Here is a 22,930-nt window from a genome sequence, read left to right as displayed (position 1 = left end):
AATGTTATTCGATTCATCCATCCGCAAGGAGCTGGCGCGCAGCTTCGGCGCGACCCTTGTGGTGCTGGTGACAGTGGTCATGACCATGATGCTCATCCGCACGCTGGGCCAGGCCTCCAAGGGCAGTGTCAGCCCATCCGACGTGATGCTCGTCATGGGCTTCACCGTCTTGGGGCAATTGCCCACCATTCTCAGCCTCAGTCTGTTCATTGCGGTCGTCGGCACCCTGTCGCGCATGTACCGTGACAGCGAAATGGTGATCTGGTTCGCCAGCGGGCGCGGCCTGATCAGTCTGGTGCGACCCCTGCTGCGCTTTGCCTGGCCGGTGATGGTGGTGATTGCCGTACTGTCGCTGCTGGTGTGGCCTTGGGCCAACTCCCAGATCCAGGAACTCAAGACCCGCTACGAGCAGCGCAGCGACATCGACCGCATTGCACCGGGCGAGTTCCAGGAGTCGTCCAACGGCAGCCGGGTGTTCTTCATCGACAAGGACACCCCAGACACGCAGGCCGCCAACAACGTCTTCATTGCCGCCAATGACGGCAAACGCGAATCCGTCACCTCCGCCCGCAGCGCCCGGCTGGAGACCCAGGGCGGTGAACGCATGGCCCTGTTGAGCGACGGTCAGCGCCTGGAGACCTCGCGGGACAAGCCCGGCGTGAAGATCAGCGAGTTCAGCCTGTACGGCACCCGCATCGGTAGTGCAGCGCCCGGTGCGGCGGAAGAACTGGCGGTGAAGACACGCACGACCTACGACCTTGTGATGCGGCCGCTGCCGGCCTACCGCGCCGAGCTGGGCTGGCGGCTGGGCCTGGCACTGGCCGCGCTCAACTTTGTGCTGCTGGGTCTGGCCGTGGCCAGCGTCAACCCACGCGCAGCGCGCAGCACGAGCATGGTGTTTGCGCTGTTTGCCTTCATCGTTTACTACAACCTCATGACCCTGGGCCAGAGCTGGGTGGGCGCGGACCGGCTGGGCCTGACCAGTTTCATGGTGCTGCTGCACGGCGGCATGCTGGCGGCCTCACTGCTGGTGCTTGCTGTCCGACACAACCAATGGACGATGGGCCGGCTATGGCAGTCCGTGCGCACCGGAGGGCAGTCCGCATGAAAACCATCCGCCGCCTGATCCACCGTGAGGCGCTGGGCGCCGTCACCTTCGTCACAGTGGGCTTTCTGGCCCTGTTCTTCTTTTTTGACTTGGTGGATGAGCTCCGCTGGGTGGGCCGTGCCGGGGAGGATGGCTACCAGCTATCGCACGCGTTGCTGTTTGTGGTGCTCAGCATCCCCAGTCACCTGTATGAACTGCTGCCCATCACGGTACTGATCGGCACCATCTTCGTGATGGCGCGCCTGGCCCAAAGCTCGGAGTTCACCATCATGCGCACCAGCGGCATGGGCCCTTGGCGCGCACTGCGTACCCTGCTCACGCTCGGCGGCGTCTTTGTGCTGCTGACGTTTGCTGTCGGTGACTACCTGGCCCCCTTGACCGACCGCACCGCGCAGCTCATCAAAGTGCGCTACCTGGGGCGGCTCACAGCAGGCGCCACAGGTGCATGGCTCAAGGAGCGGCAAGAAGACCATTCGTTTGCCGTCAACGTGCGCGCACTCACCCCCAATGGCGGCATGCTGGACGTGCGCATCTTCGAGTTTGACGAGAAGGGGCGCCTGGCGTCGCAGACCCGGGCTGCGTCGGGGCAGTTCGGCACCGATGGATCGTGGACCCTGGAGAAGGTGCAGCGCAGTCACTTTGAACAGCAAAGCGAAAAGAACGAGGCCCGCGTGGAGCACCTGGAGAGCCCCTCCCTGCAGTGGCCGACCAAGATCAGCGCCGACATGGTGGCAGCGTCCTTGCTCAAGCCCGACCGCATGGCCACGCTGGACCTCTTTCAGTTCATCCGGCACCTGAACGCCAATGGACAGTCCGCGCAGAAGTACGAGATCGAGTTCTGGCGCAAGGTGTTCTACCCCTTGAGCTGTCTGGTGATGGTGGTGCTGGCTCTGCCCTTTGCGTACCTGCACTTCCGCTCGGGCGGCATCGCGGGCTACGTGTTCGGCGGCGTGATGGCGGGTATCAGCTTCTTCCTGCTCAACAACGTTTTCGGCTATGCGGGCAACCTGCAAAACTGGTCGCCATGGCTGACAGCGGCGGCGCCTGGCCTGATCTATTCCCTGCTCTCGCTGGCGGCGTTTGGCTGGCTGGTGCTGAGACGCTGACACCCTGACCTTGCCTCGCCCCATGACCCAAGCCATCGTCCTGTTTGCCCACGGGTCCCGCGACCCCCTGTGGCGCGCCCCCATGGAGGCAGTCGCAACGCGCATTGCGGCACAAAGCCCTGGCCGCCAAGCTATCTGCGCCTACCTGGAACTGTGTGAACCATCCCTGCCAGACGCCGTCCGGCAACTGGTGGCCGATGGGGCCACCGCTGTCACGGTGGTGCCCATGTTCCTGGGCACGGGCAAACATGCGCGGGAGGACTTGCCCTTACTGGTGCAAGAGCTCCGCACCGCACATCCTGGAGTTCAATTCCATGTGCAGACAGCCATCGGAGAAGACCCCCGCATGACGGCCCTGATGGCCGAGATCGCCTGCGAAAGCCCGCCGATCTGAAATTTCCGAGAGTGCGGTCCGCTTGCTTAGACGATTGCAGCATAATGATGCAATTCTTTAGGCAATATTCGATATGAATCTGCACCAATTCCGCTTCGTTCAAGAGGCTGCGCGCCGCAACCTCAACCTGACCGAGGCCGCCAAGGCCCTGCACACCTCGCAGCCGGGCGTCTCCAAAGCCATCATCGAGCTGGAAGAAGAACTGGGCGTGGACATCTTTGCCCGCCACGGCAAGCGCCTCAAGCGCATTACCGAGCCCGGCCAGCATGTGCTCAAAAGCATCGAGGTCATCATGCGCGAGGTGGGCAACCTCAAGCGCATTGGCGAGCAGTTCAGCGCACAAGACAGCGGCACCCTCAGCATCGCCACCACCCACACCCAGGCGCGCTATGTGCTGCCCGTGCCCGTGGCGCGCCTGCGCGAGGCCTACCCCAAGGTCAACGTAAGCCTGCACCAGGCCACGCCCCACGAAGTGGCCCGCATGATCATCGACGAGGTGGCCGAGATCGGCATGGCCACCGAATCCCTGGCCGACTACCCCGAACTCGTCACCCTGCCCTGCTACGAATGGCAGCACGTGCTGGTCGTGCCCAACGACCACCCGCTGGCGCAAAAGGAGCGCATTGGTTTGGATGACCTGGCCCATGAAGCCCTCATCACCTACCACCCCTCCTTCACCGGTCGGGGCAAGATCGACCACGCCTTTGCGGCGCGCAAGCTCACGCCCCGCATCGTGCTCGAAGCCATCGACTCCGACGTGATCAAGACCTATGTGCGCCTGGGCCTTGGCATCGGCATCGTGGCCGAGATGGCCATGCGCGACGACCCGGTGGGTGACCTGGCCGTGCGCCCCGTGGGCCACCTGTTCGGCCAGAGCGTGGCCCGCGTGGCCTTCAAGCGCGGCGCCTACCTGCGCAACTTTGTCTACAAGTTTGCGGAGCTGCTCAGCGACCGCCTGAGCCGTGAGCTGATTGCCCGCGCGATGACGGGCCATGTCAACGACTACGAACTCTGACCTGCATTCAGGCCCGAAACACCCCGATCTCTTCCAGAATTTCCCGTTTTCCAAGCTGCTGCGCCATGACATCCACCACCGCCCGCACACCCTCCGTCCCCAGCAAGCTGCCCAATGTCGGCACCACCATCTTCACCGTGATGTCCGCCCTGGCCACCGAGCACAAGGCCGTCAACCTGGGCCAGGGCTTCCCCGACTTTGAATGCGCGCCCGAGCTGGTGAACGCCGTCACCGCCGCGATGCAAGCCGGTCACAACCAATACCCGCCCATGACCGGCGTGCCCGCCCTGCGCGAAGCCCTGGCCCGCAAGATCGAGGCGCTGCATGGCCGCGCCTACAACCCCAACACCGAAATCACCATCACCGCGGGCGCCACCCAGGCCATCATCACCGCGATCCTGGCCATCGTGCACGCGGGCGACGAAGTCATCGTGCTCGACCCCTGCTATGACAGCTACGTGCCCAACATCGAGCTGGCCGGTGGCAAGGCCGTGCGCGTGCCACTCACGCCCGGCACCTTTCGTCCCGACTTCGCCAAGATCAGCGCGGCCATCACGCCCCGCACCCGCGCCATCCTCATCAACAGCCCGCACAACCCCAGCGCCACCATCTGGACGGCCGAGGAAATGCGCCAGCTCGAAGACCTGCTCGCGCCCACCGACATCCTGCTCATCAGCGACGAGGTGTACGAGCACATGGTGTTCGACGGCGCCGAGCACCAGAGCGCCGCACGCTTTGCAGGCCTGGCGGCGCGCGCCTTCATCGTGTCGAGCTTCGGCAAAACCTTCCACGTCACCGGCTGGAAGGTCGGCACCGTGGCGGCCCCTGCCGCGCTCACGGCCGAGTTCCGCAAGGTGCACCAGTTCAACGTGTTCACCGTCAACACCCCCGTGCAGCACGGCCTGGCCGCCTACCTGCAAGACCCCACGCCCTACCTGCAACTGCCCGCGTTCTACCAGGCCAAGCGCGACCTGTTCCGCGAAGGCCTGACAGGCTCGCGCTTCAAGCTGCTGCCCAGCACCGGCAGCTACTTCCAGTGCGTGGACATCTCGGCCATCAGCGACTTGAACGAGGCCGACTTCTGCCAGTGGCTGACCCGTGAGGTAGGCGTAGCGGCGATTCCGTTGTCGGCGTTTTATGGCGACGGGTTTGACCAGCGTGTGGTGCGGTTCTGCTTTGCCAAGAAGGACGAGACGCTGCGGGCGGCGCTGGAACGGCTGCGCAAACTCTGAGGCCGTTGCCATGGTTCCACTGACCGGGTCTCTCCAGCCCATCGTCGCGCCGACGCCCACCGACCAACTGTTGCCGTTTGAGAAAGCGCTGCTCCAAGCCACCGCTTCCGCACTGCCACCGGCTGAGGCGGTGTTGCTGGCGAAGCAGGTGGACTGCATCAACAACATTCGCCGCCCATTCGACTGGAAGCGCATCGAATTCCAGTGCAAACGCTGGTTTCAGGTTCGATGGCCGACAGCGCTTCTCTTCGACCGGACGGACACATTCCGCATCGCCACCATTGCCTGCCAGTTTGGAACGAAAGATGCGCTGGTGGATGTGTGGGCGGAGGGCGGCCATGTGTCTGCGCTGGAATCCCCAATGGGTTTCAGCGGACTCTCCATTTCAGGGCCTCTTAACATCGTTGCCGTGCACCCCGCTGCCTGACAGGGCCCATATCGTTCAGCAGCAAGCAAAAATTCAAGAAAAGTGGCCTTTACGCACATCCACAAAGCGCGAACAGCTACAAATACAATAGCAAACTCTCTACACATCACCCAGACTGCCACACCAACCCCGCGTTTTCCACGGAGTGGCATTGCAGTGCCCCGCCCTCATCTCGTCTGCCTGGCCAGCCACACACCCGCCGCAGCCAACCCCATCCCCGCCAGTGCCCAACCGCTGAGCGTCTCGCCAAACAGGGCCCAAGCAATCAGGGCCGTGGTGGGCGGGGTCAGGTAGAACAGGCTGGCCACATTGACTGCGCCGCCCCGGCGAATGAGCAGGTTCAACAGGCTCACTGCCCCCAGTGAGAGCACGAGCACCAGCCAGCCCAGCGCAAACACAAACTCGCCGGTCCACGATATAGCCATGAATTCGGTGGCGTAGGCGACCGCGGCCATCGCCACCGCACACGGCAAGTACTGGATGACAGAGCCCGTGCGCAAGTCGAACGAGGGGCAGAACCGCTTCTGGTACAGCGTGCCCGCCGTGATGCCCAGCAGCGCAACCACCGCGGGCAGCAGCATGCCCAGCAAAGCGCCCGCTGGTACGGTGGCCACCTTGCCCGCCACCACCAGCGCCACGCCGGTAAAGCCCAGGGCCAGGCCCGCCCATTGGGCAGGCCGCACCTTCTCGCCCAGCAAAGCCCCGGCCACCAGGGCTGTCAGCAGCGGCTGCAAGCCCACCACCAGCGCTGTAATGCCCGATGGCAGCCCGTGCCCGATGGCCATGAACACCCCGCCCAGGTACACACCGTGCACCAGCAGGCCCGACACCCCAATGTGCAGCCAGGCCCTGCCTGACGGCGGCCACGGTGCACGCGCCACGGCCACCACCGCGAGCATGAGCACGATGACGACGGCAAACCGCAGCGCCAGAAAGGTCAGCGGCTCCACATACGGCAACCCCAGCTTGGCGCCGATAAAGCCGGTGCTCCAGAGCGCCACAAACAGCAGAGGGACAAGGGAATCGAGCGGACTGGTAGCGCTGGAACGCAGCGGTGTGGCCTGGGTCATGAAGCAAAGAAGCGTGATGCAGGGTGGGGATGATCGCAGCTTGCGAGCGTCTTTGCTGCAGGCCGATGTGAGGGTTCTCTAATGACCCGTTGGGAGAAAGGACAGACCTCAAGGTGCGCCACACCTGCCGAGCGTGCAGACGCCCGAAACCAGTGAGAGAACCGGCAAACCCGCGCTTCAATGCAAAACTTTGAATAAAAACGGCCTGTAGCGCTTGAATATCAAGCGCAAAAAGCTACAAATTCAATAGCAAACCCCCACACATCTTTCTGCCCACCTGGCCTGGCGTCCGCGCATCTTGATGCGATCTTGATATCGCACCCCGCACTCTTGCGCCCGTCTTGATGCGGCCGTTCCTAGCATCGGTCCATGTCTCAAGGAGGACGATATGGACTGGATATTGATGACGGTGGGAGGCCTGCAGTGGCTGGCCGTCTATGGCTTGGCCAAAGGTTGCGCGCTGCTGCAACGCCAGGCACAAGGGGAGCGGTCATGACCAGCGGCTGGATGATTCTGGCGGCCGTGCTGGCTGCAGGCCTCTTGGTGTACTTGGTCGCGGTGCTGCTGCGGCCAGAGGACTTTTCATGAGCACCGGTGCCTGGCTGCAATTGGCAGTGTTTTTGGCACTGCTGCTGGCGCTGGCTTGGCCGCTGGCGCGTTACATCGACACCGTGATGGCAGGCCGCTTTGCGCTGGGGCGGCGGCTGGAAGGGCCGCTCTTCCAATTGGCTGGCGTGCGGCCCGAGGAAGAAACCGGCTGGCTGCGCTACGCGCTGGGCCTGCTGGTGTTCAACGGCCTGGGCGTGCTGGCTGTGTATGCACTGCAGCGCTGGCAGGCGGTGCTGCCGCTCAACCCGCAGGGCATGGCTGCGGTGGCTCCGGACTCTGCCTTCAACACGGCCATCAGCTTTGTCACCAACACCAACTGGCAAGGCTACGGCGGCGAGAGCACCATGAGCTACCTCACGCAGATGCTGGCGTTGACGGTGCAGAACTTTCTGTCCGCCGCCACAGGCTTAGTCGTCGTCATTGCGCTGGTGCGCGGGTTTGCGCGGCATTCGGCTCAGAGCATTGGCAATGTATGGGCCGACCTGACCCGTGCCACGCTGTGGGTGCTGCTGCCGCTGTCGCTGGTGCTGGCCGTGGTGTTTGCAGGCCAGGGCGTGATCCAGAACTTGTCGCCCTATACGGAAGTGCAGACGCTGGAGCCCGTGCACTACGACGCCCCCAAGCTGGACGCCGCAGGCCAGCCCGTGCTGGACGCGCAGGGTGCCCCGGTCACAGAGCCCGCCACACAAACCACCCAAACCCTGGCCATGGGCCCCGTGGCCTCGCAACTGGCCATCAAGATGCTGGGCACCAACGGTGGCGGCTTCTTCAACGCCAACTCGGCCCACCCGTTCGAGAACCCCTCGGCCGCCAGCAACGTGCTGCAGATGCTGGCGATCTTCCTCATCCCCGCCGCGCTGTGCCTGGTGTTTGGCCGCATGGTGGGCGATGAGCGCCAGGGCTGGACGATTCTGGCCACGATGAGTCTGCTGTTTGTGGTGGCCGTGGTGGCAGCCACCGCCTTCGAGCAGCAGGGCAACCCACTGCTGGCATCGCTGGGTGTGGACCAGACTGCCAGCGCCCTGCAGGCGGGCGGCAACATGGAAGGGAAAGAAACGCGCTTTGGCATCGCCACCTCGGCCCTGTTCGCAGTGATCACCACAGCGGCCAGCTGCGGCGCGGTGATTGCGATGCACGACAGCTTCACACCCCTGGGCGGAATGGTGCCCATGGTGCTCATGCAGATGGGCGAGGTGGTGTTTGGCGGCGTGGGCTCGGGCCTGTACGGCATGCTGGTCTTCGCCATCATGGCCGTGTTCATTGCCGGGCTGATGATTGGCCGCACGCCCGAGTACCTGGGCAAGAAGATCGAGACGCACGAGATGAAGCTCGTTGCCATCGCCATCCTCGTCACGCCGTTGCTGGTGCTGCTGGGCACGGCTGTGGCGGTGATGAGCGAGGCGGGCCGTGCAGGCCTTTCCAACCCCGGCGCGCACGGCTTCAGCCAGGTGCTGTACGCGCTGTCTTCCGCCGCCAACAACAACGGCAGCGCCTTTGCAGGCCTGTCGGCCAACACGCCTTTCTACAACGTGCTGCTGGCGGTGACGATGTGGCTGGGCCGCTTTGGCGTGATCGTGCCCGTGCTGGCCATGGCCGGGTCTCTGGCTGCCAAAAAGCGCGCCACCGCCACCGATGGCACCTTGCCCACCCACGGCCCGCTGTTTGTGGCGCTGCTGGCAGGCGTGGTGCTGCTGGTGGGCTTGCTGAACTATGTGCCCGCCCTGGCGCTGGGCCCCGTGGTAGAGCATCTCGTGCTCACACCTCGTTGATAAATGGCACGGAGATTGTGATGACTCGCAAAACCTTGACCCTGTTCGACCCCGCCCTGGTGCGCCCCGCGCTGCTGGAGGCCTTCAAGAAGCTGGACCCGCGCGTGCAATGGCGCAACCCGGTGATGTTTGTGGTGTACGTGGGCAGCGCCTTCACCACTGCACTGGCCGCCAGCCAACCCGAGGGCTTCACCGCCGCAGCCGCGCTGTGGCTGTGGTTCACCGTGCTGTTCGCCAACTTTGCCGAGGCCATGGCCGAAGGCCGCAGCAAGGCCCAGGCGGCCTCGTTGCGCGGCCTGAAAAAGCAGACCTGGGCGAAAAAGCTCGACGGCCAGTTTGCCCGCACCACCCCGCGCACCGAGCTGACCTGGCTGCCGCTGGAGGCCGCCAACCTGCGCAAGGGCGACGTGGTGCTGGTGGAAGCGGGCGACACCATCCCCGCCGATGGCGAGGTGATCGACGGCGTGGCCTCCGTGGACGAAAGCGCCATCACGGGCGAATCCGCCCCGGTGATCCGCGAATCGGGCGGCGACTTCTCGGCCGTCACCGGTGGCACCCGCGTGCTGTCCGACTGGATCGTGGTGCGCGTGGCCGTGAATCCCGGCGAGACCTTTGTGGACCGCATGATCGCCATGGTGGAGAACGCGAAGCGCCACAAGACCCCCAACGAGATCGCGCTGACCATCCTGCTGGTGGCGCTGACCATCGTGTTCCTGGGCGTGGTGGTCACGCTGCTCCCGTTCTCGCTGTTCAGCGTGCAGGCCAGCGGCGCGGGCCAGCCTGTGAGCCTGGTCGTCTTGGTGGCCCTGCTGGTGTGCCTGATCCCCACCACCATCGCGGGCCTGCTCAGCGCCATCGGCGTGGCAGGCATGAGCCGCATGATGCAGGCCAATGTGATCGCCACCTCGGGCCGCGCCGTGGAGGCTGCGGGCGATGTGGATGTGCTGCTGCTGGACAAGACCGGCACCATCACCCTGGGCAACCGGCAGGCCAGCCAGTTCCTGTCTGCCCCCGGTGTCACCGATACCGCGTTGGCCGACGCCGCCCAGCTGGCCTCGCTGGCCGACGAAACGCCCGAGGGCCGCAGCATCGTGGTGCTGGCCAAGCAGAAGTTCAACCTGCGTGAGCGCGACCTTTCCAGTCTGCAGGCCCAGTTTGTGCCCTTCACTGCCCAAACGCGCATGAGCGGCGTGGACTTGCCCGGCCCGCGCCTGCTGCGCAAAGGTGCCGCAGACGCCATCCGCAAGCACGTGGAGGCACTGGGCGGGCGCTTCCCTACCGCCGTGCAGACGGCGGTGGACGATGTATCGCGCCGCGGCAGCACCCCGCTGGTGGTGGCCGATGGCGCGCAGGTGCTGGGCGTGGTGGAGCTCAAAGATGTCGTCAAGGGCGGCATCAAAGAGCGCTTTGCCGAGCTGCGCCGCATGGGCATCAAGACCGTGATGGTGACGGGCGACAACCGCCTCACAGCCGCCGCCATTGCCGCCGAGGCGGGTGTGGACGATTTTCTGGCCGAGGCCACGCCCGAGGCCAAGCTGCAGCTCATCCGCAGCTACCAGGCCAATGGCCAGCTGGTGGCCATGACCGGAGACGGCACCAACGACGCGCCCGCCCTGGCCCAGGCCGACGTGGCCGTGGCCATGAACACGGGCACCCAGGCCGCCAAGGAGGCGGGCAACATGGTGGACCTGGACAGCAACCCCACTAAGCTCATCGAGATTGTGGAGACCGGCAAGCAGATGCTGATGACACGCGGCTCGCTCACCACCTTCAGCATTGCCAACGACATCGCCAAGTACTTCGCGATCATCCCGGCGGCGTTTGTCACCACCTACCCGCAGCTGTCGGCGCTGAACTTCATGCACCTGGCCAGCCCCTCGTCGGCCATTCTGTCCGCCGTGGTGTTCAACGCGCTGATCATCATCTTTTTGATCCCGCTGGCCCTGAGGGGCGTGGCCTACCGCGCCGTGGGTGCAGCCGCGCTGCTGCGCCGCAACCTGGCCATCTACGGGCTGGGGGGCATGGTGGTGCCATTCATTGGCATCAAGTTGATCGACATGGTGCTGGCGGCTATGGGCGTGGCTTGAACAAGGACCTCCCCCTGTGTCGCTTCGCGCCTTCCCCCTCCTCTCGCTTCGCTGCGCTGCGCGGGGAGGGGGACGACACCCTCACTGCGGGGCGGCCCTTGCTCGGTGTCCCCTGGCCTGGGGCGCGCCAGTCTGATGCGCAGCTCCCGGAATTTGATTGAAAGGAAAATCGTATGCCTATCCGTATCCCCCGCGACGACTTACCCACCAATACCGGCGGCGTATTGCGCCCCGCCCTCACGCTGTTTGTCGTGCTGTCCCTCGTCACCGGCCTGCTCTATCCTCTGGCCGTGACCGGCGTGGCACAAACGGCCTTCCCGCACCAGGCCAACGGCAGCCTCATTACCCAAGGTGGCAAGGCCGTGGGCTCTGAGTTGATCGGCCAGTCGTTCACCGAGCCCGGCCACTTCTGGGGCCGCCCCTCGGCCACTGCGCCCATGCCTTACAACGCAGCCGCCTCGGGTGGCTCCAACCTGGGCCCCACCAACCCGGCCCTGGCAGATGCCGTCAAAGCTCGCATTGACGCACTGCGCGCCGCCGACCCCGGCAACACCCGCCCCGTGCCCGTGGACTTGGTCACCACATCGGCCAGCGGGCTCGATCCCCACATCAGCCCGGCAGCCGCCGCCTACCAGACTGAGCGCGTGGCCAGCGCCCGCAGCCTGCCCGTAGCGCAAGTGGAGACGCTGGTACAGCAGCACACCGACACCCCCTGGTTGGGCCTGCTGGGCGAGCCGCGTGTGAACGTGCTGGCCTTGAACCTGGCGCTTGATGCGCTACCAAAACAATAGCTGCTTGCGCTTGATAGATAAGCGCTAGAGGCCTATTTGACTCCAAATTGACGAGTACACTGTACCCATGCAGGATCGCCCCGACCCCGACGCGCTGCTGCAGCGCATCCAGCAAGAGCAGGCCCAGCAGCAGCGCGGGCGGCTCAAGGTGTTCTTTGGTGCATGCGCCGGGGTGGGCAAGACCTTTGCCATGCTGTCGGCCGCCCGGGCGGCACAAGCGCAGGGCACGCCCGTCACCATTGGCGTGGTCGAGACACACGGGCGCGCCGACACCGAGGCGCTGACCGCCCACCTGCCGCGCCTGCCGCTGCGCGCCCTGCACTACAAAGACCGCACCCTGCCCGAATTTGACCTGGACGCCGCGCTGGCCTGGGGCGCAGAACACCCCGACGGCCTGGTGCTGCTCGATGAACTGGCCCACAGCAACGTGGCCGGGTCGCGCCACCCCAAGCGCTGGCAAGACGCCGAAGAACTGCTGGCCGCAGGCATCGACGTGTGGTCCACCATGAACGTGCAGCACCTGGAGAGCCTGAACGACATCGTGAGCGGCATCACCGGCATCCGCGTGTGGGAGACGGTGCCCGACCAATTCTTTGACGCGGCCGACGAAGTGGTGGTGGTGGACCTCCCGCCCGACGAGCTGCTGGCGCGCCTGAAGGCCGGCAAGGTCTACCTGCCCCAGCAGGCCGAGCGCGCCGCCGCCAACTTCTTTCGCAAAGGCAACCTGCTGGCACTGCGCGAGCTGGCCCTGCGCCGCACCGCCGACCGGGTGGACGACGAAATGCGCGCCTACCGCCGCGCCAGCACCACCACGCCAGAGGCCGTGTGGCCCAACCGCGAGGCCCTGCTGGCCTGCGTGGGCACGGGCGACAACGCCGAAAAAGTGGTGCGCAGCTGCGCCCGCCTGGCCGCCCAGCTCGACCTGCCCTGGCACGCGGTGCATGTGGAAACGCCCGAGCAGCAAGGCCAGTCGGCCACCCTGCACCCGCAGGTGGAGCGCACCCTGAAGATCGCCCAGCAACTGGGCACCGCCGCCTGCGCGGTGCTGCCAGCCGCGCAGCCCGCCCAGGCTTTGGTGCGCTATGCGCGCGAACACAACCTGGTGCGCGTTGTGATGGGGCGCAGCACCCGGCGCTGGCCATGGCAGGCCACGCTGGCCGAGCAGATCGGACAAAGTGCCAGCGACCTGGACCTGCTGCAGGTGGGCACCCTGCCTGGCCGCGATGCCGCTACAGACCGGAAAGCCCCTCGCACCAGCACCGCAGCCCCGCGCGCGGCGTTCTGGCCGGGCTATATCGCCGCCGCGCTCGCCTGCTGCGTGGCCGCCGTCATTGCGACGCCGCTGGCCAACGTGCTGGAGCTGACCAACATCGTCATGCTGTTTTTGCTGGTGGTGGTGGGCGTGGCGCTGCGTTTTGGTCGCGGTCCGGCCATCATGGCCGCGTTCTTGGGCGTGGGGTTCTTTGACTTTTTCTTTGTGCCGCCCCGCTTCAACTTTGCGGTGAGCGATGCGCAATATGTTGTCACCTTCGCTGTGATGCTGGTAGTGGCCCTGGTGGTGGGCCAGCTCACCGCCGGGCTCAAGGTACAGGCCGAAGCCGCCACAGAGCGCGAGCACCGCGTGCGCAGCCTGTACGACATGGCGCGGGACCTGTCGGCCGCGCTGCTGCCCGAACAGGTGGCTGAGATTGGCGCACGCTTCATCACTGGCGAGTTCAGCGCAGGCAGCACGCTGGTGGTGGCCGACGATGACAACCGTCTGCAGGTGCTGCCCGGTGGCACCGCCCCCGTGGACATGGCCGTGGCGCAATGGGCGTTTGAGCGCGGCGAGCCCGCAGGCCGTGGCACGGACACCTTGCACTCCAGCCCCACACTGGTGCTGCCGCTCAAGGCGCCCATGCGAATCCGTGGCGTGCTGGTGGTGGCCATGCCACAACACCAAGGTCAAGGCCAAGTACCGGGCGTGGAGCCACGCCGCCTGCTGCAGACCTGCGCCTCGCTGCTGGCCATTTCGCTCGAACGCATCCACTACATCGACGTGGCGCAGAAAAGCACGGTGCAGATCGAGTCCGAGCGGCTGCGCAACTCGCTGCTCTCGGCCATCTCGCACGACTTGCGCACCCCGCTGGCCTCACTGGTGGGCCTGGCCGAATCGCTGGCCATGGTGCAGCCGCCCCTGCCCGCCCACCAGCAGGAGCTGACCGGAGCCATTCAGCAATCCGCCCAGCGCATGAGCGCGCTCGTCAACAACCTGCTGGACATGGCCCGCCTGGAAGCCGGGGCCGTGCAGCTCAACAAGGCCTGGCAGCCGCTGGAAGAGGTGGTGGGCAGCGCCCTGGCCGCCTGCACCCCGGCCATTGCTGCGCACCGTATCGAAGTGACCCTGCCGGGCGACCTGCCCCTCCTGCAGATCGACGCCGTGCTGATGGAGCGCGTGCTGGTCAACCTGCTGGAAAACGCCGCCAAGTACACGCCCGCCAGCACGGCCATCCACATCAGCGCGCAGCCCCAAAGCGATGCCGTGGCCTTGACCATCACCGACGAAGGCCCCGGCCTGCCCAAAGGGCGCGAAGAGCTGCTGTTTGAAAAGTTCGAGCGCGGCGCCCGTGAAAGCGCCACGCCCGGCGTCGGCCTGGGGCTGGCCATCTGCCGCGCCATCGTGCAGGCGCACGGCGGCAGCATCCGGGGAGATACCATCCACAACGCCCAGGGCCAGCCTGCGGGTGCGCGCTTTACGCTGCTGCTGCCACGCGGCACGCCGCCCACCGACCTGGGCACCGATGCAGACACCACCAGCGAAGTTTGACCGCGCGGCCCCGCAATCCCCATGACCGACCTGCCCACCCACATCCTCATCGTCGAAGACGAGGCCGACATCCGCCGCTTTGTCCGCCTGACGCTGGAGAGCGAAGGCCACACCGTGCACGAGGCCGCCACCCTGCAGCGCGGGTTGATCGAGGCCGGCACCCGCCGCCCTGATCTGGTGGTGCTGGACCTGGGTCTGCCCGATGGCGACGGTGTCGATTTGATCCGCGACCTGCGCACCTGGTCGGCCATGCCCATCATCGTGCTCTCGGCCCGCAGTGCCGAGGCCAGCAAGATCGCGGCACTGGACGCCGGGGCCGACGACTACCTGGTCAAACCCTTTGGCTCGGGCGAGCTGATGGCCCGCGTGCGCGCCCAGTTGCGCCGCAGCCAGCGCGCATCCGGCGCCGAAGCCACACCCGTCATCCAGTTCGGGGCCATCACCGTGGACCTGGCCCGCCGCACCGTGGAGCGCCGCACAGGTAGCGATGGCAGCGAAGCCCTGCACCTTACGCCCATCGAATACAAGCTGCTCACCTACCTGGCCTCCCAGCCCGACCGAGTCATCACCCACGCCCAGCTGCTCAAAGCCGTGTGGGGCCCAGGCCATGCAGAAGACACGCACTACGTGCGCGTGCACATGGCCAACCTGCGCAAGAAGGTGGAGGACAACGCCTCGATGCCCCGGCACCTTCGGACCGAGGCGGGCATTGGGTACCGGTTCGTGCCCTGAGGCCCACTCACGAACTGCGCGCACCAGTGCAGCGCAACGCCCGCTCCCCCGCCACGCGCAGCCGCTGCTGCAGTGACGCGGGCGCCAGCACCTCAAACTCCACGTCCAGCGCCATCAACCAGAACACCAGGGCATCGTTGGCGGCACATTCCAGCAGGCACTGCTGCCCATCGGCCAGTGTGGTGACCACACCGGCCGACTGCGGAATGCGCCGCGCCATTTCTGCGTAGGGCGCGTGCAGCACCACCCGCGCCTGGTCGGGGTGCGGCGCCACGGTGATGGAGCGCGTTACATAGGCCTTGAGGTCGCCGCCGTCCGGCCCAGGGCGCGGCACAAAATGCGCGCCAACTTCGGGCTTTGCCACCATGCGGTCGATGCGGAAGGTGCGCCAGTCACCACGGCCACAGTCCCACGCCACCAAGTACCAGCGCATGCCGGTGTGCACCACGCCCTGTGGCTCCACCGAGCGCTGGGTAGCGCGCCCCTTGCCGTCTTCGTACGAGAAGCCAAGCCGCAACTGGTCGCGGCAGGCCGATGCCAGCGTGGCCAACAGCGAGACCTCCACCACCGGCCCGGTGCGGTCCAGCGGCAGGATGGTGGAGCGCAGCGCGTCCACCTGCTCACGCAGCCGCAGGGGCATGGCCTGCTCCAGTTTCACCAAGGCGCGCAAGGCGGGTTCTTCAATGCCGCCCACGGCACCCGCAGTGGCGGTGCGCAGCGCAATCGACACGGCCAGGGCTTCTTCATCGTCCAACAGCAACGGGGGCAACGCTTGCCCCGCGCGAAACGCATAGCCGCCCGCCACGCCACTGCTGGCCTGCACCGGGTAGCCCAGCTGGCGCAGGCGGTCGATGTCGCGCCGCAGCGTGCGCGGATGCACTTCCAGCCGCTCGGCCAGCTCGGGTCCCATCCAGTGGCTGCGGGTTTGCAGCAGGGACAGCAGGCGCAACAGGCGTGTGGAAGAACTGAGCATGCCGCCACTGTACGTTGAATCGAGGACTGAAATTGTCCGCAATGGTTCTTACAGTGGCTCCACCTTTTCTTCCACCACAACTGAGGAGTTTTCCATGTCCATCGTCCTTTACTGGCACCCCATGTCCAGCGCCACCCCGATTGCCTGCGCACTCACCGAGCTGGGCGTGCCGCATGAGCGCATCAAGATCGACATCCGCACCGGCGAGCAGCGCCGCCCCGACTACCTGGCCCTCAACCCGAACGGCAAGGTGCCCACGCTGACGGTGGACGGTGCGCCGATGTTCGAGGCCCTGGCGATCCATCTGTGGTTGGGCCACCGTTTTGGGGTGGAACGCGGCCTGTGGCCCGCTGGCGGCACGCCCGAGGCGTTGGAGGCGCTGTCGTGGTGCACGTGGTCGTATGTGACCTATGGCGCGCTGGTGGGTCGCCTGCATGTGGCCACCCAGGGCGAAGCGGTGTGGCGTAACAGCGCCCAGGCAGAAGCCGTTCTGCGTCAGCTGAGCGAGTTGCTGGCCCTGCTGGACGCGCGGCTGGCGCAGCAACCCTGGATGCTGGGGGCGAGCTACTCGTTGGTGGATCTGGTGGTGGGCTCGGTGCTGGGCTACAGCGTGTACCTGGGTGCCCCCGTCAATGCACACCCGCATGTGCAGGCGTGGCTGGCCCGGGTGCAGGCGCGCCCATCGATGCAGATCGAGGCCTGACGCCCTCAGTCGATCAAGAGTGCAGTTACAGCAGAACGATGTCGTACTGCTCCTGCCCCATCGCGCTTTCGGCCTGCAGCGAGATGGGTTTCTTGATGAAGTCCGAGAGACCGGCCAGGTGCTGACTTTCCTCGTCCAGGAACAGCTCCACCACCCGGGCCGACGCCACCACACGGAACTCGCGCGGGTTGAACTGGCGCGCTTCGCGCAGGATCTCCCGCAGGATGTCGTAGCACACGCTGCGCGCGGTCTTCACGCTGCCCTTGCCCTGGCACACCTCGCAGGGCTCGCACAGCATGTGGGCCAGGGATTCGCGGGTGCGCTTGCGCGTCATCTCTACCAGGCCCAGTTGCGAGAAGGTGCCGGACGACATGGTCTTGACCCGGTCGCGGGCCAGCTGCTTTTTGAACTCCGACAGCACGGCCTGCTGGTGGTCGTCGCGCACCATGTCGATGAAGTCCACGATGATGATGCCGCCTAGGTTGCGCAGGCGCAGTTGGCGCGCAATGGCCTGCGCGGCCTCCAGGTTGGTCTTGAAGATGGTGTCGTCAAAATTGCGGGCACCCACGTAGCCGCCGGTGTTCACGTCGATGGTGGTGAGCGCCTCGGTCTGGTCCACGATGAGGTAGCCGCCCGATTTCAAATCCACCCGGCGGCCCAGGGCCTTGGCCACTTCTTCGTCGATGGAGTACAGGTCAAAGATGGGCCGCTCGCCCTTGTAGTGCTGCAGCTTGCCGGCGGCGGCGGGCATGAACTCCTGCCCGAACGCGCGCAGGCGCTGGAACTGTTCCATCGAATCAATGCGGATGGTCTGCGTGTGGTCGCCCACCAGGTCGCGCAGCACGCGCTGCAGCAGATCCAGGTCCTGATGCAGCAGCGATTTGGCTGGTTGCTTGAGCGATGCCTCCTTGATGCGTGCCCAGGTTTTGCGCAGGTAGGCAATGTCTTCGGCCAGCTCGGCGTCGGTGGAATCTTCGCCATTGGTGCGCAGAATGAAGCCTCCGCCACCGCCGGTGGATTTATCCCCCACCAGCGCCTGCAGCCGTGCACGCAGCGCATCACGCTCCGCAGGCGGAATCTTCTGCGACACACCCACATGGTCGTCCTGCGGCAAAAACACCAGCAGCCGGCCGGCGATGCTGATCTGCGTAGATAGCCGCGCGCCCTTGGTACCGATCGGGTCCTTGATCACCTGCACCATGAGCGCCTGGCCTTCGAACACCTGCTTTTCGATGGGCACCTGCGGCTCGTTCTTGCGGGCGAATGCGGGCGGCTCGCCATCGGGCTGGCGCTGCCACACATCGGCCACATGCAAGAAGGCCGCACGCTCCAGGCCAATGTCGATGAAAGCGGACTGCATGCCTGGCAGCACGCGGGAGACCTTGCCGAGGTACACGTTGCCCACCAGGCCGCGTTCCAGCGTGCGCTCCACATGCAGCTCCTGCACGGCGCCGTGCTCGACGATGGCCACACGGGTTTCCTGGGGCGACCAGTTGATCAGGATGTCTTGTTGCATGGCTCTGGAACCTGTTGTTCTTGCTTATAGCGGGAAGCCTGCGGCACGGAGCAGTTGTGCGGTCTCGTACATCGGCAGCCCCATGATGCCCGAATAGCTGCCCGCCAGGTGTTCCACATACGCCGCCGCCCGGCCCTGGATGCCGTAGGCGCCCGCCTTGCCCAGCGGCTCGCCCGTGGCCACATACGCATCAATCTGCGCCGGGGTCATCGCAGCGAAGGTGACGCGCGACACCGACAGGGCCGTCAGCCGCTTGGTGCCCACCTGCAGCGCCACGGCCGTGAGCACGCGGTGCTCATGCCCCGCCAGCTCGGCCAGCATCCGCGCCGCATGGGCGGCATCGTCCGGCTTGCCGTAGATGGTACGGCCCAGCGCCACAGTGGTGTCGGAGCACAGGATGGGCGCATCGGGCAACTGGCGCCGTGCACGCCGGGCTACGGCCGCGTCGAGCTTGAGAGCGGTCACGCGCTCCACATAGGCCGTGGGCGCCTCGCCGGGCAGTACCACCTCGATGGCTTCGGCGTCCTCCGCCTCGTCACCCTCCACATTGGGCAGCAGCAACTCGTGCCGCACGCCCAGCTGTTCAAGCAACTGGCGACGACGTGGGCTTTGGGAGGCGAGGTAGATGAAGTCGGGCATGAACGGATTTTGAATAAAAATCGGCTCTAGCGCTTATTCATCAAGCGCTAGCAGCTATGAAAACAGGAGTAACACAGACCAGCATCACAAAGGGCCTGTTTCATTCACGATGGTATGGATGCCCGGCATTCACCGACCAGGCGCGGTACAGCTGCTCGATCAGCAGCACGCGCACCATGGCGTGCGGCAGGGTCAGGTCCGACAGGCGAATCCGCTCGTGCGCCGCCTGCCGAAAGGCGGGGTCCAGCCCATCGGGGCCGCCGATGACCAGCGCCACATCGTCACCGCCCAGCTGCCAGCCCTTGAGCCGTTCGGCCAGGGCCTTGGTGGTGAGGTTGGTGCCGCGCTCGTCCAGTGCCACCACACGCGTGCCACGCGGGATAGCGGCCTCGATGCGCTCACGCTCGGCCGCATAGAGCGTCTCCAGCGTCTTGGAGCCACGCGGCTCGGTCTTGACGGCCTTGAGTTCGACCTTGAGTTCGGGCGGGAAACGTTTTGCGTAGTCGTCGTACGCAGTCTGCGCCCAGTCGGGCACCCGCTGCCCTACCGCCACGATCAGCAGCTTCATGGATCAACCTGGAGCGTGTGGGAGAGGCCGCTGCAGAACGCCCATAGTGAGCACAGTGAGCGCGCGGCAGCGGAGCGGGATCAGCCCTTGCTACGAGCAGGCGCCTTCTTGGCCGCCGGCTTGGAGCCCGATGCGGAAGCTGGCTTGGCAGCTGCACGTGCAGGGGACTTGGCTGCCGGCGACTTCTTGGCAGCGGGCTTCTTGGCGCCAGTGGGCTTGACCACCACGGTCTTGACGGGGGTCTTGGTGGCGGGCTTCTTGGCGGCTACTGCGCCCGTGGTCTTGCTGGCTGGCTTGGCGGCGCTGGTCTTGGCAGCGGACTTTGCCGGTGCGGCCTTGGCCGCAGTTTTTGCTGCAGGCTTCGGTGCTGTTTTGGCTGCAGTCTTCGCAGCAGTCTTGGCGACCGCCTTGACGGTGGCCTTGCCTGAACGGGCGGCCACAGTGGAGGTCGCGGCCTTCTTGGCGGGCGCCTTGCCTGCGGCCTTGGCAGCCTTTTGGGCCGATTTCTTCTCGGCCAGTTCGGTAGCGGCGCTGGACTGGGGCTTGGCGGCGCCCAGCTTCAGGCGCACGGGGGTGTCGCCCCACAGCTCTTCCAGACGGTAGTACTGGCGGATGGCGGGCTGCATGATGTGCGCCACGGCCGGGCCGCAGTCCACGATGATCCATTCGCCGTTGTCCTCGCCTTCGATGCGGGGCTTGCTGAAACCGGCTTCCTTCACCGCATCGCGCACGCTGGCAGCCAGTGCCTTGGTCTGGCGGTTGGAGGTGCCCGATGCCACGATCACCCGTTCAAACAGCGGCGAGAGATGCTCGGTGTTGAAGACCTGGATGTCTTGCGCCTTGACGTCTTCCAGGCCATCAACGATGGCGCGCTGGAGTTTGGTGACGTCTTTTTTGGCGGCGGTTTCCGATTTGGTGGAGGTGGTCATCAGGCGGTGATTAGAGAGGGAATGGAATCAATATAGCGTGCAACGCAGCGCACAGCCAGCGGGCTGAGCCTTGGGTGTTGCGCGGGTGTTGTGCTGGGGCGCTGCAGCAGTGTGAGGTGTTTTTTGCCTCTTGCGCTCATGTGAAAAGCGCGGGCAGCTATTGAAATTATAGCTTTTGCGCTTTTCACGGCTTTCAGGACGAAGGGACAGCGCCCTCCGCAAGCCAGTCGCGCCGTACCAAAAAGCGCTGCGTGAGGTCGGCTTCGGCCGAATCGGCCGCGTCAGAACGCTGGTAAGACCACGATACCAGCGGCGGCATGGACAACAGGATGGACTCGGTGCGCCCGCCCGACTGCAAGCCAAAGTGCGTGCCCCGATCCCAGACCAGGTTGAACTCGACATAGCGGCCCCGGCGGTACAGCTGGAAGTCGCGCTCGCGCTCGCCGTAGGGTATGCCCTGGCGCTTCTCGACGATGGGCAGGTAGGCGCTCAGGAATGCGTCGCCTACCGACTGCGTCATGGCCAGGCTCTGCTCAAAGCCCAGCTCCGAGAAGTCGTCATAGAACACGCCACCCACGCCGCGCTGCTCGCTCCGGTGCTTCAGGTAAAAGTATTCGTCGCACCACTGCTTGAACCTGGGGTACTTGTCGTCGCCAAACGGCGCCAGCGCATCGCGGCAGGTGCGGTGAAAGTGCACCGCGTCTTCCTCGAACCCGTAGTACGGTGTGAGGTCCATGCCGCCGCCAAACCAGCAGGTGGGCGCCTGGCCGGGGTGACCGGCAGCGATCATGCGCACGTTCATGTGCACCGTGGGCACATACGGGTTGCGCGGGTGGAACACCAGCGAAACGCCCATGGCCTCGAACGGTGCACCCGCCAGCTCGGGCCGATGCTGCGTGGCCGAAGGCGGCAGTTGGGGGCCGCGGACATGGCTGAAGCCACAACCGGCACGCTCGAACACGCGGCCGCCTTCCATGATCTTGGTGATGCCGTCGCCCTGCAGCGGCTCGCCGGGCGGCTTGCTCCAGGCATCGGCCAGAAAGCGTGCGCCGCCCTCGCCTTCCACGGATTCCAGCGCATCGGTGATGCGCGCCTGCAGGCCCACCAAGTAAGCGCGCACGCGGGCCACCGTGTCGGCGGCGTTAAGGCTTTGCGCGTCTGCCATCAGCTTTTCAGGGCACGGAAGCCGATGTCGCGGCGGTACTGCGCGCCATCAAACTGGATGCCACGTGCCACGTCGTACGCACGTTGCTGCGCCTGCTTAACGCTGTCGGCCAGCACCGTCACGCACAGCACCCGGCCACCCGTCACGCTGACCACGCCGTCTTTCAGCTGCGTACCCGCATGGAACACCACGGCATCGTCCGCCTCAGCCGGCAGGCCGGTGATGGGGTCACCCTTGCGCGGATTTTCCGGGTAGCCATGGGCTGCCATGACCACGCCCAGCGCGGTGCGGCGGTCCCATTGCAGTTCCATCTGGTCGAGCTTGCCGTCGGCGGCAGCGGCCATCACGTCGCTGAAGTCGCTCTTCAGGCGCATCAGGATGGGCTGTGTTTCGGGGTCGCCCATGCGGCAGTTGAATTCGAGCGTCTTGGGCTGGCCCTTGGCATCGATCATCAGCCCTGCGTACAGGAAGCCGGTGTAGGGAATGCCGTCCTTTTCCATGCCACGGATCGTAGGCAGGATGATCTCGCGCATGGCGCGGGCGTGCACGTCCGCCGTGACCACGGGCGCGGGCGAGTAGGCACCCATGCCGCCGGTGTTGGGGCCTTCGTCGCCGTCCTTCAGGCGCTTGTGGTCCTGGCTGGTGGCCAGGGCCAGCACGTTCTTGCCGTCGCACAGCACGATGAAACTGGCTTCTTCGCCTTCGAGGAATTCCTCGATCACGACCCGCGCGCCGCCTTCGTTGTGCGTCACGCCATATTTGTTGTCCACCAGCATGAAGTCCACGGCATCGTGGGCCTCTTGCAGCGTCATCGCCACCACCACGCCCTTGCCCGCCGCCAGGCCGTCGGCCTTGATGACGATGGGCGCGCCCAGGCGGTCCACAAAAGCGTGGGCCGCAGCAGGGTCGGTGAAGGTGTCGTAGTCGGCCGTGGGGATGCCATGGCGGCGCATGAAGGCCTTGCTGAACGCCTTGGAGCTTTCCAGCTGGGCCGCAGCCTTGGTGGGGCCGAAGATGCGCAGACCGTGGGCGCGGAACTCATCGACCACACCGGCCGCCAGCGGCGCCTCGGGGCCCACCACCGTCAGCGCGATCTTCTCGGCCTGGGCCCAGGTGCGCAGTTCGCGCACGTCGGAGATCGCCACGTTTTCGAGCTTCGGGTTCAGGGCCGTGCCACCGTTGCCGGGTGCCACATACACCTTGGTCACCTTGGGGGACTGGCTCAGTTTCCACGCCATCGCGTGTTCACGGCCGCCGCCACCAATCACAAGTACTTTCATAGGAACCTTTG

Annotated in this window: 21 protein-coding genes; 13 read left to right on the top strand and 8 right to left on the bottom strand. The window is 65.7% G+C overall.

Going from position 1 to position 22,930, the window contains the following annotated elements; genetic code table 11:
• The first annotated feature begins 1 nt into the window (after position 1).
• The 6 genes from lptF to ACODSU_RS03245 all read left to right on the top strand — a co-directional run bounded on the left by lptF (position 2) and on the right by ACODSU_RS03245 (position 5,282).
• Positions 2-1,108: an LPS export ABC transporter permease LptF gene (gene lptF / locus ACODSU_RS03270; RefSeq protein ID WP_488840058.1), complete on the top strand. Its 1,107-nt coding sequence runs from the start codon at positions 2-4 to the stop codon at positions 1,106-1,108.
• Positions 1,105-2,214, top strand: coding sequence for an LPS export ABC transporter permease LptG (gene lptG / locus ACODSU_RS03265; RefSeq protein ID WP_309823965.1), 1,110 nt, complete (start codon positions 1,105-1,107; stop codon positions 2,212-2,214). The genes lptF and lptG overlap by 4 nt, the downstream gene beginning before the upstream one ends.
• Positions 2,215-2,236: 22 nt before the next feature.
• Positions 2,237-2,608 (top strand): sirohydrochlorin chelatase, encoded by a 372-nt coding sequence (locus tag ACODSU_RS03260; RefSeq protein ID WP_309823963.1) that lies wholly within the window; start codon positions 2,237-2,239, stop codon positions 2,606-2,608.
• A gap of 73 nt (positions 2,609-2,681) precedes the next feature.
• Positions 2,682-3,623: a CysB family HTH-type transcriptional regulator gene (locus tag ACODSU_RS03255; RefSeq protein WP_056062356.1), complete on the top strand. Its 942-nt coding sequence runs from the start codon at positions 2,682-2,684 to the stop codon at positions 3,621-3,623.
• A 65-nt stretch (positions 3,624-3,688) separates the two neighbouring features.
• Entirely contained in the window at positions 3,689-4,855 is a 1,167-nt protein-coding gene (locus ACODSU_RS03250; protein ID WP_488840055.1) for a pyridoxal phosphate-dependent aminotransferase, read from the top strand.
• Positions 4,856-4,865: 10 nt separating this feature from the next.
• Positions 4,866-5,282, top strand: a complete 417-nt coding sequence (locus tag ACODSU_RS03245) for a hypothetical protein (protein ID WP_488840053.1) — start codon at positions 4,866-4,868, stop codon at positions 5,280-5,282.
• Positions 5,283-5,449: 167 nt separating this feature from the next.
• Here ACODSU_RS03245 and ACODSU_RS03240 read toward each other — a convergent pair whose 3' ends face one another.
• Positions 5,450-6,352 carry a DMT family transporter gene (locus ACODSU_RS03240; protein WP_488840051.1) on the bottom strand — a complete coding sequence of 301 codons (903 nt, stop codon included), beginning with the start codon at positions 6,350-6,352 and terminating at the stop codon, positions 5,450-5,452.
• Between the two features lie 492 nt (positions 6,353-6,844).
• On the opposite strand from ACODSU_RS03240, the gene kdpF reads away from it, so the two are divergent.
• The 6 genes from kdpF (at position 6,845) to ACODSU_RS03210 (ending at position 15,146) form a co-directional block, all read left to right on the top strand.
• The gene (gene kdpF, locus ACODSU_RS03235) at positions 6,845-6,940 is read left to right on the top strand and encodes a K(+)-transporting ATPase subunit F (RefSeq protein WP_044394814.1); all 96 of its coding nucleotides are present in this window, start codon (positions 6,845-6,847) and stop codon (positions 6,938-6,940) included.
• Positions 6,937-8,730, top strand: a complete 1,794-nt coding sequence (gene kdpA / locus ACODSU_RS03230) for a potassium-transporting ATPase subunit KdpA (protein WP_488840048.1) — start codon at positions 6,937-6,939, stop codon at positions 8,728-8,730. Before kdpF ends, kdpA begins: the two co-directional genes overlap by 4 nt.
• Positions 8,731-8,750: 20 nt before the next feature.
• Positions 8,751-10,817: a potassium-transporting ATPase subunit KdpB gene (gene kdpB / locus ACODSU_RS03225; RefSeq protein ID WP_488840046.1), complete on the top strand. Its 2,067-nt coding sequence runs from the start codon at positions 8,751-8,753 to the stop codon at positions 10,815-10,817.
• 173 nt (positions 10,818-10,990) lie between these two features.
• A complete protein-coding gene (gene kdpC / locus ACODSU_RS03220; RefSeq protein WP_488840044.1) occupies positions 10,991-11,608 on the top strand; it encodes a potassium-transporting ATPase subunit KdpC in 618 nt (205 codons plus the stop codon).
• A 67-nt stretch (positions 11,609-11,675) separates the two neighbouring features.
• A complete protein-coding gene (locus ACODSU_RS03215; protein WP_488840042.1) occupies positions 11,676-14,414 on the top strand; it encodes a DUF4118 domain-containing protein in 2,739 nt (912 codons plus the stop codon).
• A 21-nt stretch (positions 14,415-14,435) separates the two neighbouring features.
• The gene (locus ACODSU_RS03210; protein WP_488840040.1) at positions 14,436-15,146 is read left to right on the top strand and encodes a response regulator; all 711 of its coding nucleotides are present in this window, start codon (positions 14,436-14,438) and stop codon (positions 15,144-15,146) included.
• A gap of 7 nt (positions 15,147-15,153) precedes the next feature.
• On the opposite strand, the gene ACODSU_RS03205 is transcribed toward ACODSU_RS03210, so the two are convergent.
• Positions 15,154-16,119: a helix-turn-helix transcriptional regulator gene (locus ACODSU_RS03205; RefSeq protein WP_488840038.1), complete on the bottom strand. Its 966-nt coding sequence runs from the start codon at positions 16,117-16,119 to the stop codon at positions 15,154-15,156.
• Between the two features lie 94 nt (positions 16,120-16,213).
• On the opposite strand from ACODSU_RS03205, the gene ACODSU_RS03200 reads away from it, so the two are divergent.
• Positions 16,214-16,822 carry a glutathione S-transferase family protein gene (locus tag ACODSU_RS03200; protein WP_488840036.1) on the top strand — a complete coding sequence of 203 codons (609 nt, stop codon included), beginning with the start codon at positions 16,214-16,216 and terminating at the stop codon, positions 16,820-16,822.
• A 25-nt stretch (positions 16,823-16,847) separates the two neighbouring features.
• Here the strand turns inward: ACODSU_RS03200 and rng are convergent, their stop codons facing one another.
• The 6 genes from rng to purD all read right to left on the bottom strand — a co-directional run bounded on the left by rng (position 16,848) and on the right by purD (position 22,919).
• Positions 16,848-18,338, bottom strand: coding sequence for a ribonuclease G (gene rng, locus ACODSU_RS03195; RefSeq protein WP_291444662.1), 1,491 nt, complete (start codon positions 18,336-18,338; stop codon positions 16,848-16,850).
• Positions 18,339-18,362: 24 nt separating this feature from the next.
• Positions 18,363-18,977, bottom strand: a complete 615-nt coding sequence (locus tag ACODSU_RS03190; RefSeq protein WP_488840034.1) for a Maf family protein — start codon at positions 18,975-18,977, stop codon at positions 18,363-18,365.
• A 100-nt stretch (positions 18,978-19,077) separates the two neighbouring features.
• Positions 19,078-19,545 carry a 23S rRNA (pseudouridine(1915)-N(3))-methyltransferase RlmH gene (rlmH, locus tag ACODSU_RS03185; protein ID WP_007858784.1) on the bottom strand — a complete coding sequence of 156 codons (468 nt, stop codon included), beginning with the start codon at positions 19,543-19,545 and terminating at the stop codon, positions 19,078-19,080.
• Positions 19,546-19,625: 80 nt separating this feature from the next.
• Complete coding sequence (gene rsfS, locus ACODSU_RS03180) at positions 19,626-20,474, bottom strand: ribosome silencing factor (RefSeq protein WP_488840032.1); 849 nt, start codon at positions 20,472-20,474, stop codon at positions 19,626-19,628.
• A gap of 193 nt (positions 20,475-20,667) precedes the next feature.
• Positions 20,668-21,639 (bottom strand): oxygen-dependent coproporphyrinogen oxidase, encoded by a 972-nt coding sequence (gene hemF / locus ACODSU_RS03175; RefSeq protein ID WP_488840030.1) that lies wholly within the window; start codon positions 21,637-21,639, stop codon positions 20,668-20,670.
• On the bottom strand, positions 21,639-22,919 hold the full coding sequence (purD, locus tag ACODSU_RS03170; protein ID WP_015014274.1) for a phosphoribosylamine--glycine ligase: 1,281 nt from the start codon (positions 22,917-22,919) through the stop codon (positions 21,639-21,641). The genes hemF and purD overlap by 1 nt, the downstream gene beginning before the upstream one ends.
• Positions 22,920-22,930 lie beyond the last annotated feature (11 nt).

This window comes from Acidovorax sp. FG48 (assembly GCF_057809085.1).
Note: the sequence above shows the minus strand (reverse complement) of the source record. Positions and strands in the feature narration are given on the sequence as shown.

Coding starts and splice junctions, on each gene's coding strand:
- lptF (WP_488840058.1), top strand. CDS start 2: ATGTTATTCGATTCATCCATCCGCAAGGAGCTGGCGCGCAGCTTCGGC.
- lptG (WP_309823965.1), top strand. CDS start 1,105: ATGAAAACCATCCGCCGCCTGATCCACCGTGAGGCGCTGGGCGCCGTC.
- ACODSU_RS03260 (WP_309823963.1), top strand. CDS start 2,237: ATGACCCAAGCCATCGTCCTGTTTGCCCACGGGTCCCGCGACCCCCTG.
- ACODSU_RS03255 (WP_056062356.1), top strand. CDS start 2,682: ATGAATCTGCACCAATTCCGCTTCGTTCAAGAGGCTGCGCGCCGCAAC.
- ACODSU_RS03250 (WP_488840055.1), top strand. CDS start 3,689: ATGACATCCACCACCGCCCGCACACCCTCCGTCCCCAGCAAGCTGCCC.
- ACODSU_RS03245 (WP_488840053.1), top strand. CDS start 4,866: ATGGTTCCACTGACCGGGTCTCTCCAGCCCATCGTCGCGCCGACGCCC.
- ACODSU_RS03240 (WP_488840051.1), bottom strand. CDS start 6,352: ATGACCCAGGCCACACCGCTGCGTTCCAGCGCTACCAGTCCGCTCGAT.
- kdpF (WP_044394814.1), top strand. CDS start 6,845: ATGACCAGCGGCTGGATGATTCTGGCGGCCGTGCTGGCTGCAGGCCTC.
- kdpA (WP_488840048.1), top strand. CDS start 6,937: ATGAGCACCGGTGCCTGGCTGCAATTGGCAGTGTTTTTGGCACTGCTG.
- kdpB (WP_488840046.1), top strand. CDS start 8,751: ATGACTCGCAAAACCTTGACCCTGTTCGACCCCGCCCTGGTGCGCCCC.
- kdpC (WP_488840044.1), top strand. CDS start 10,991: ATGCCTATCCGTATCCCCCGCGACGACTTACCCACCAATACCGGCGGC.
- ACODSU_RS03215 (WP_488840042.1), top strand. CDS start 11,676: ATGCAGGATCGCCCCGACCCCGACGCGCTGCTGCAGCGCATCCAGCAA.
- ACODSU_RS03210 (WP_488840040.1), top strand. CDS start 14,436: ATGACCGACCTGCCCACCCACATCCTCATCGTCGAAGACGAGGCCGAC.
- ACODSU_RS03205 (WP_488840038.1), bottom strand. CDS start 16,119: ATGCTCAGTTCTTCCACACGCCTGTTGCGCCTGCTGTCCCTGCTGCAA.
- ACODSU_RS03200 (WP_488840036.1), top strand. CDS start 16,214: ATGTCCATCGTCCTTTACTGGCACCCCATGTCCAGCGCCACCCCGATT.
- rng (WP_291444662.1), bottom strand. CDS start 18,338: ATGCAACAAGACATCCTGATCAACTGGTCGCCCCAGGAAACCCGTGTG.
- ACODSU_RS03190 (WP_488840034.1), bottom strand. CDS start 18,977: ATGCCCGACTTCATCTACCTCGCCTCCCAAAGCCCACGTCGTCGCCAG.
- rlmH (WP_007858784.1), bottom strand. CDS start 19,545: ATGAAGCTGCTGATCGTGGCGGTAGGGCAGCGGGTGCCCGACTGGGCG.
- rsfS (WP_488840032.1), bottom strand. CDS start 20,474: ATGACCACCTCCACCAAATCGGAAACCGCCGCCAAAAAAGACGTCACC.
- hemF (WP_488840030.1), bottom strand. CDS start 21,639: ATGGCAGACGCGCAAAGCCTTAACGCCGCCGACACGGTGGCCCGCGTG.
- purD (WP_015014274.1), bottom strand. CDS start 22,919: ATGAAAGTACTTGTGATTGGTGGCGGCGGCCGTGAACACGCGATGGCG.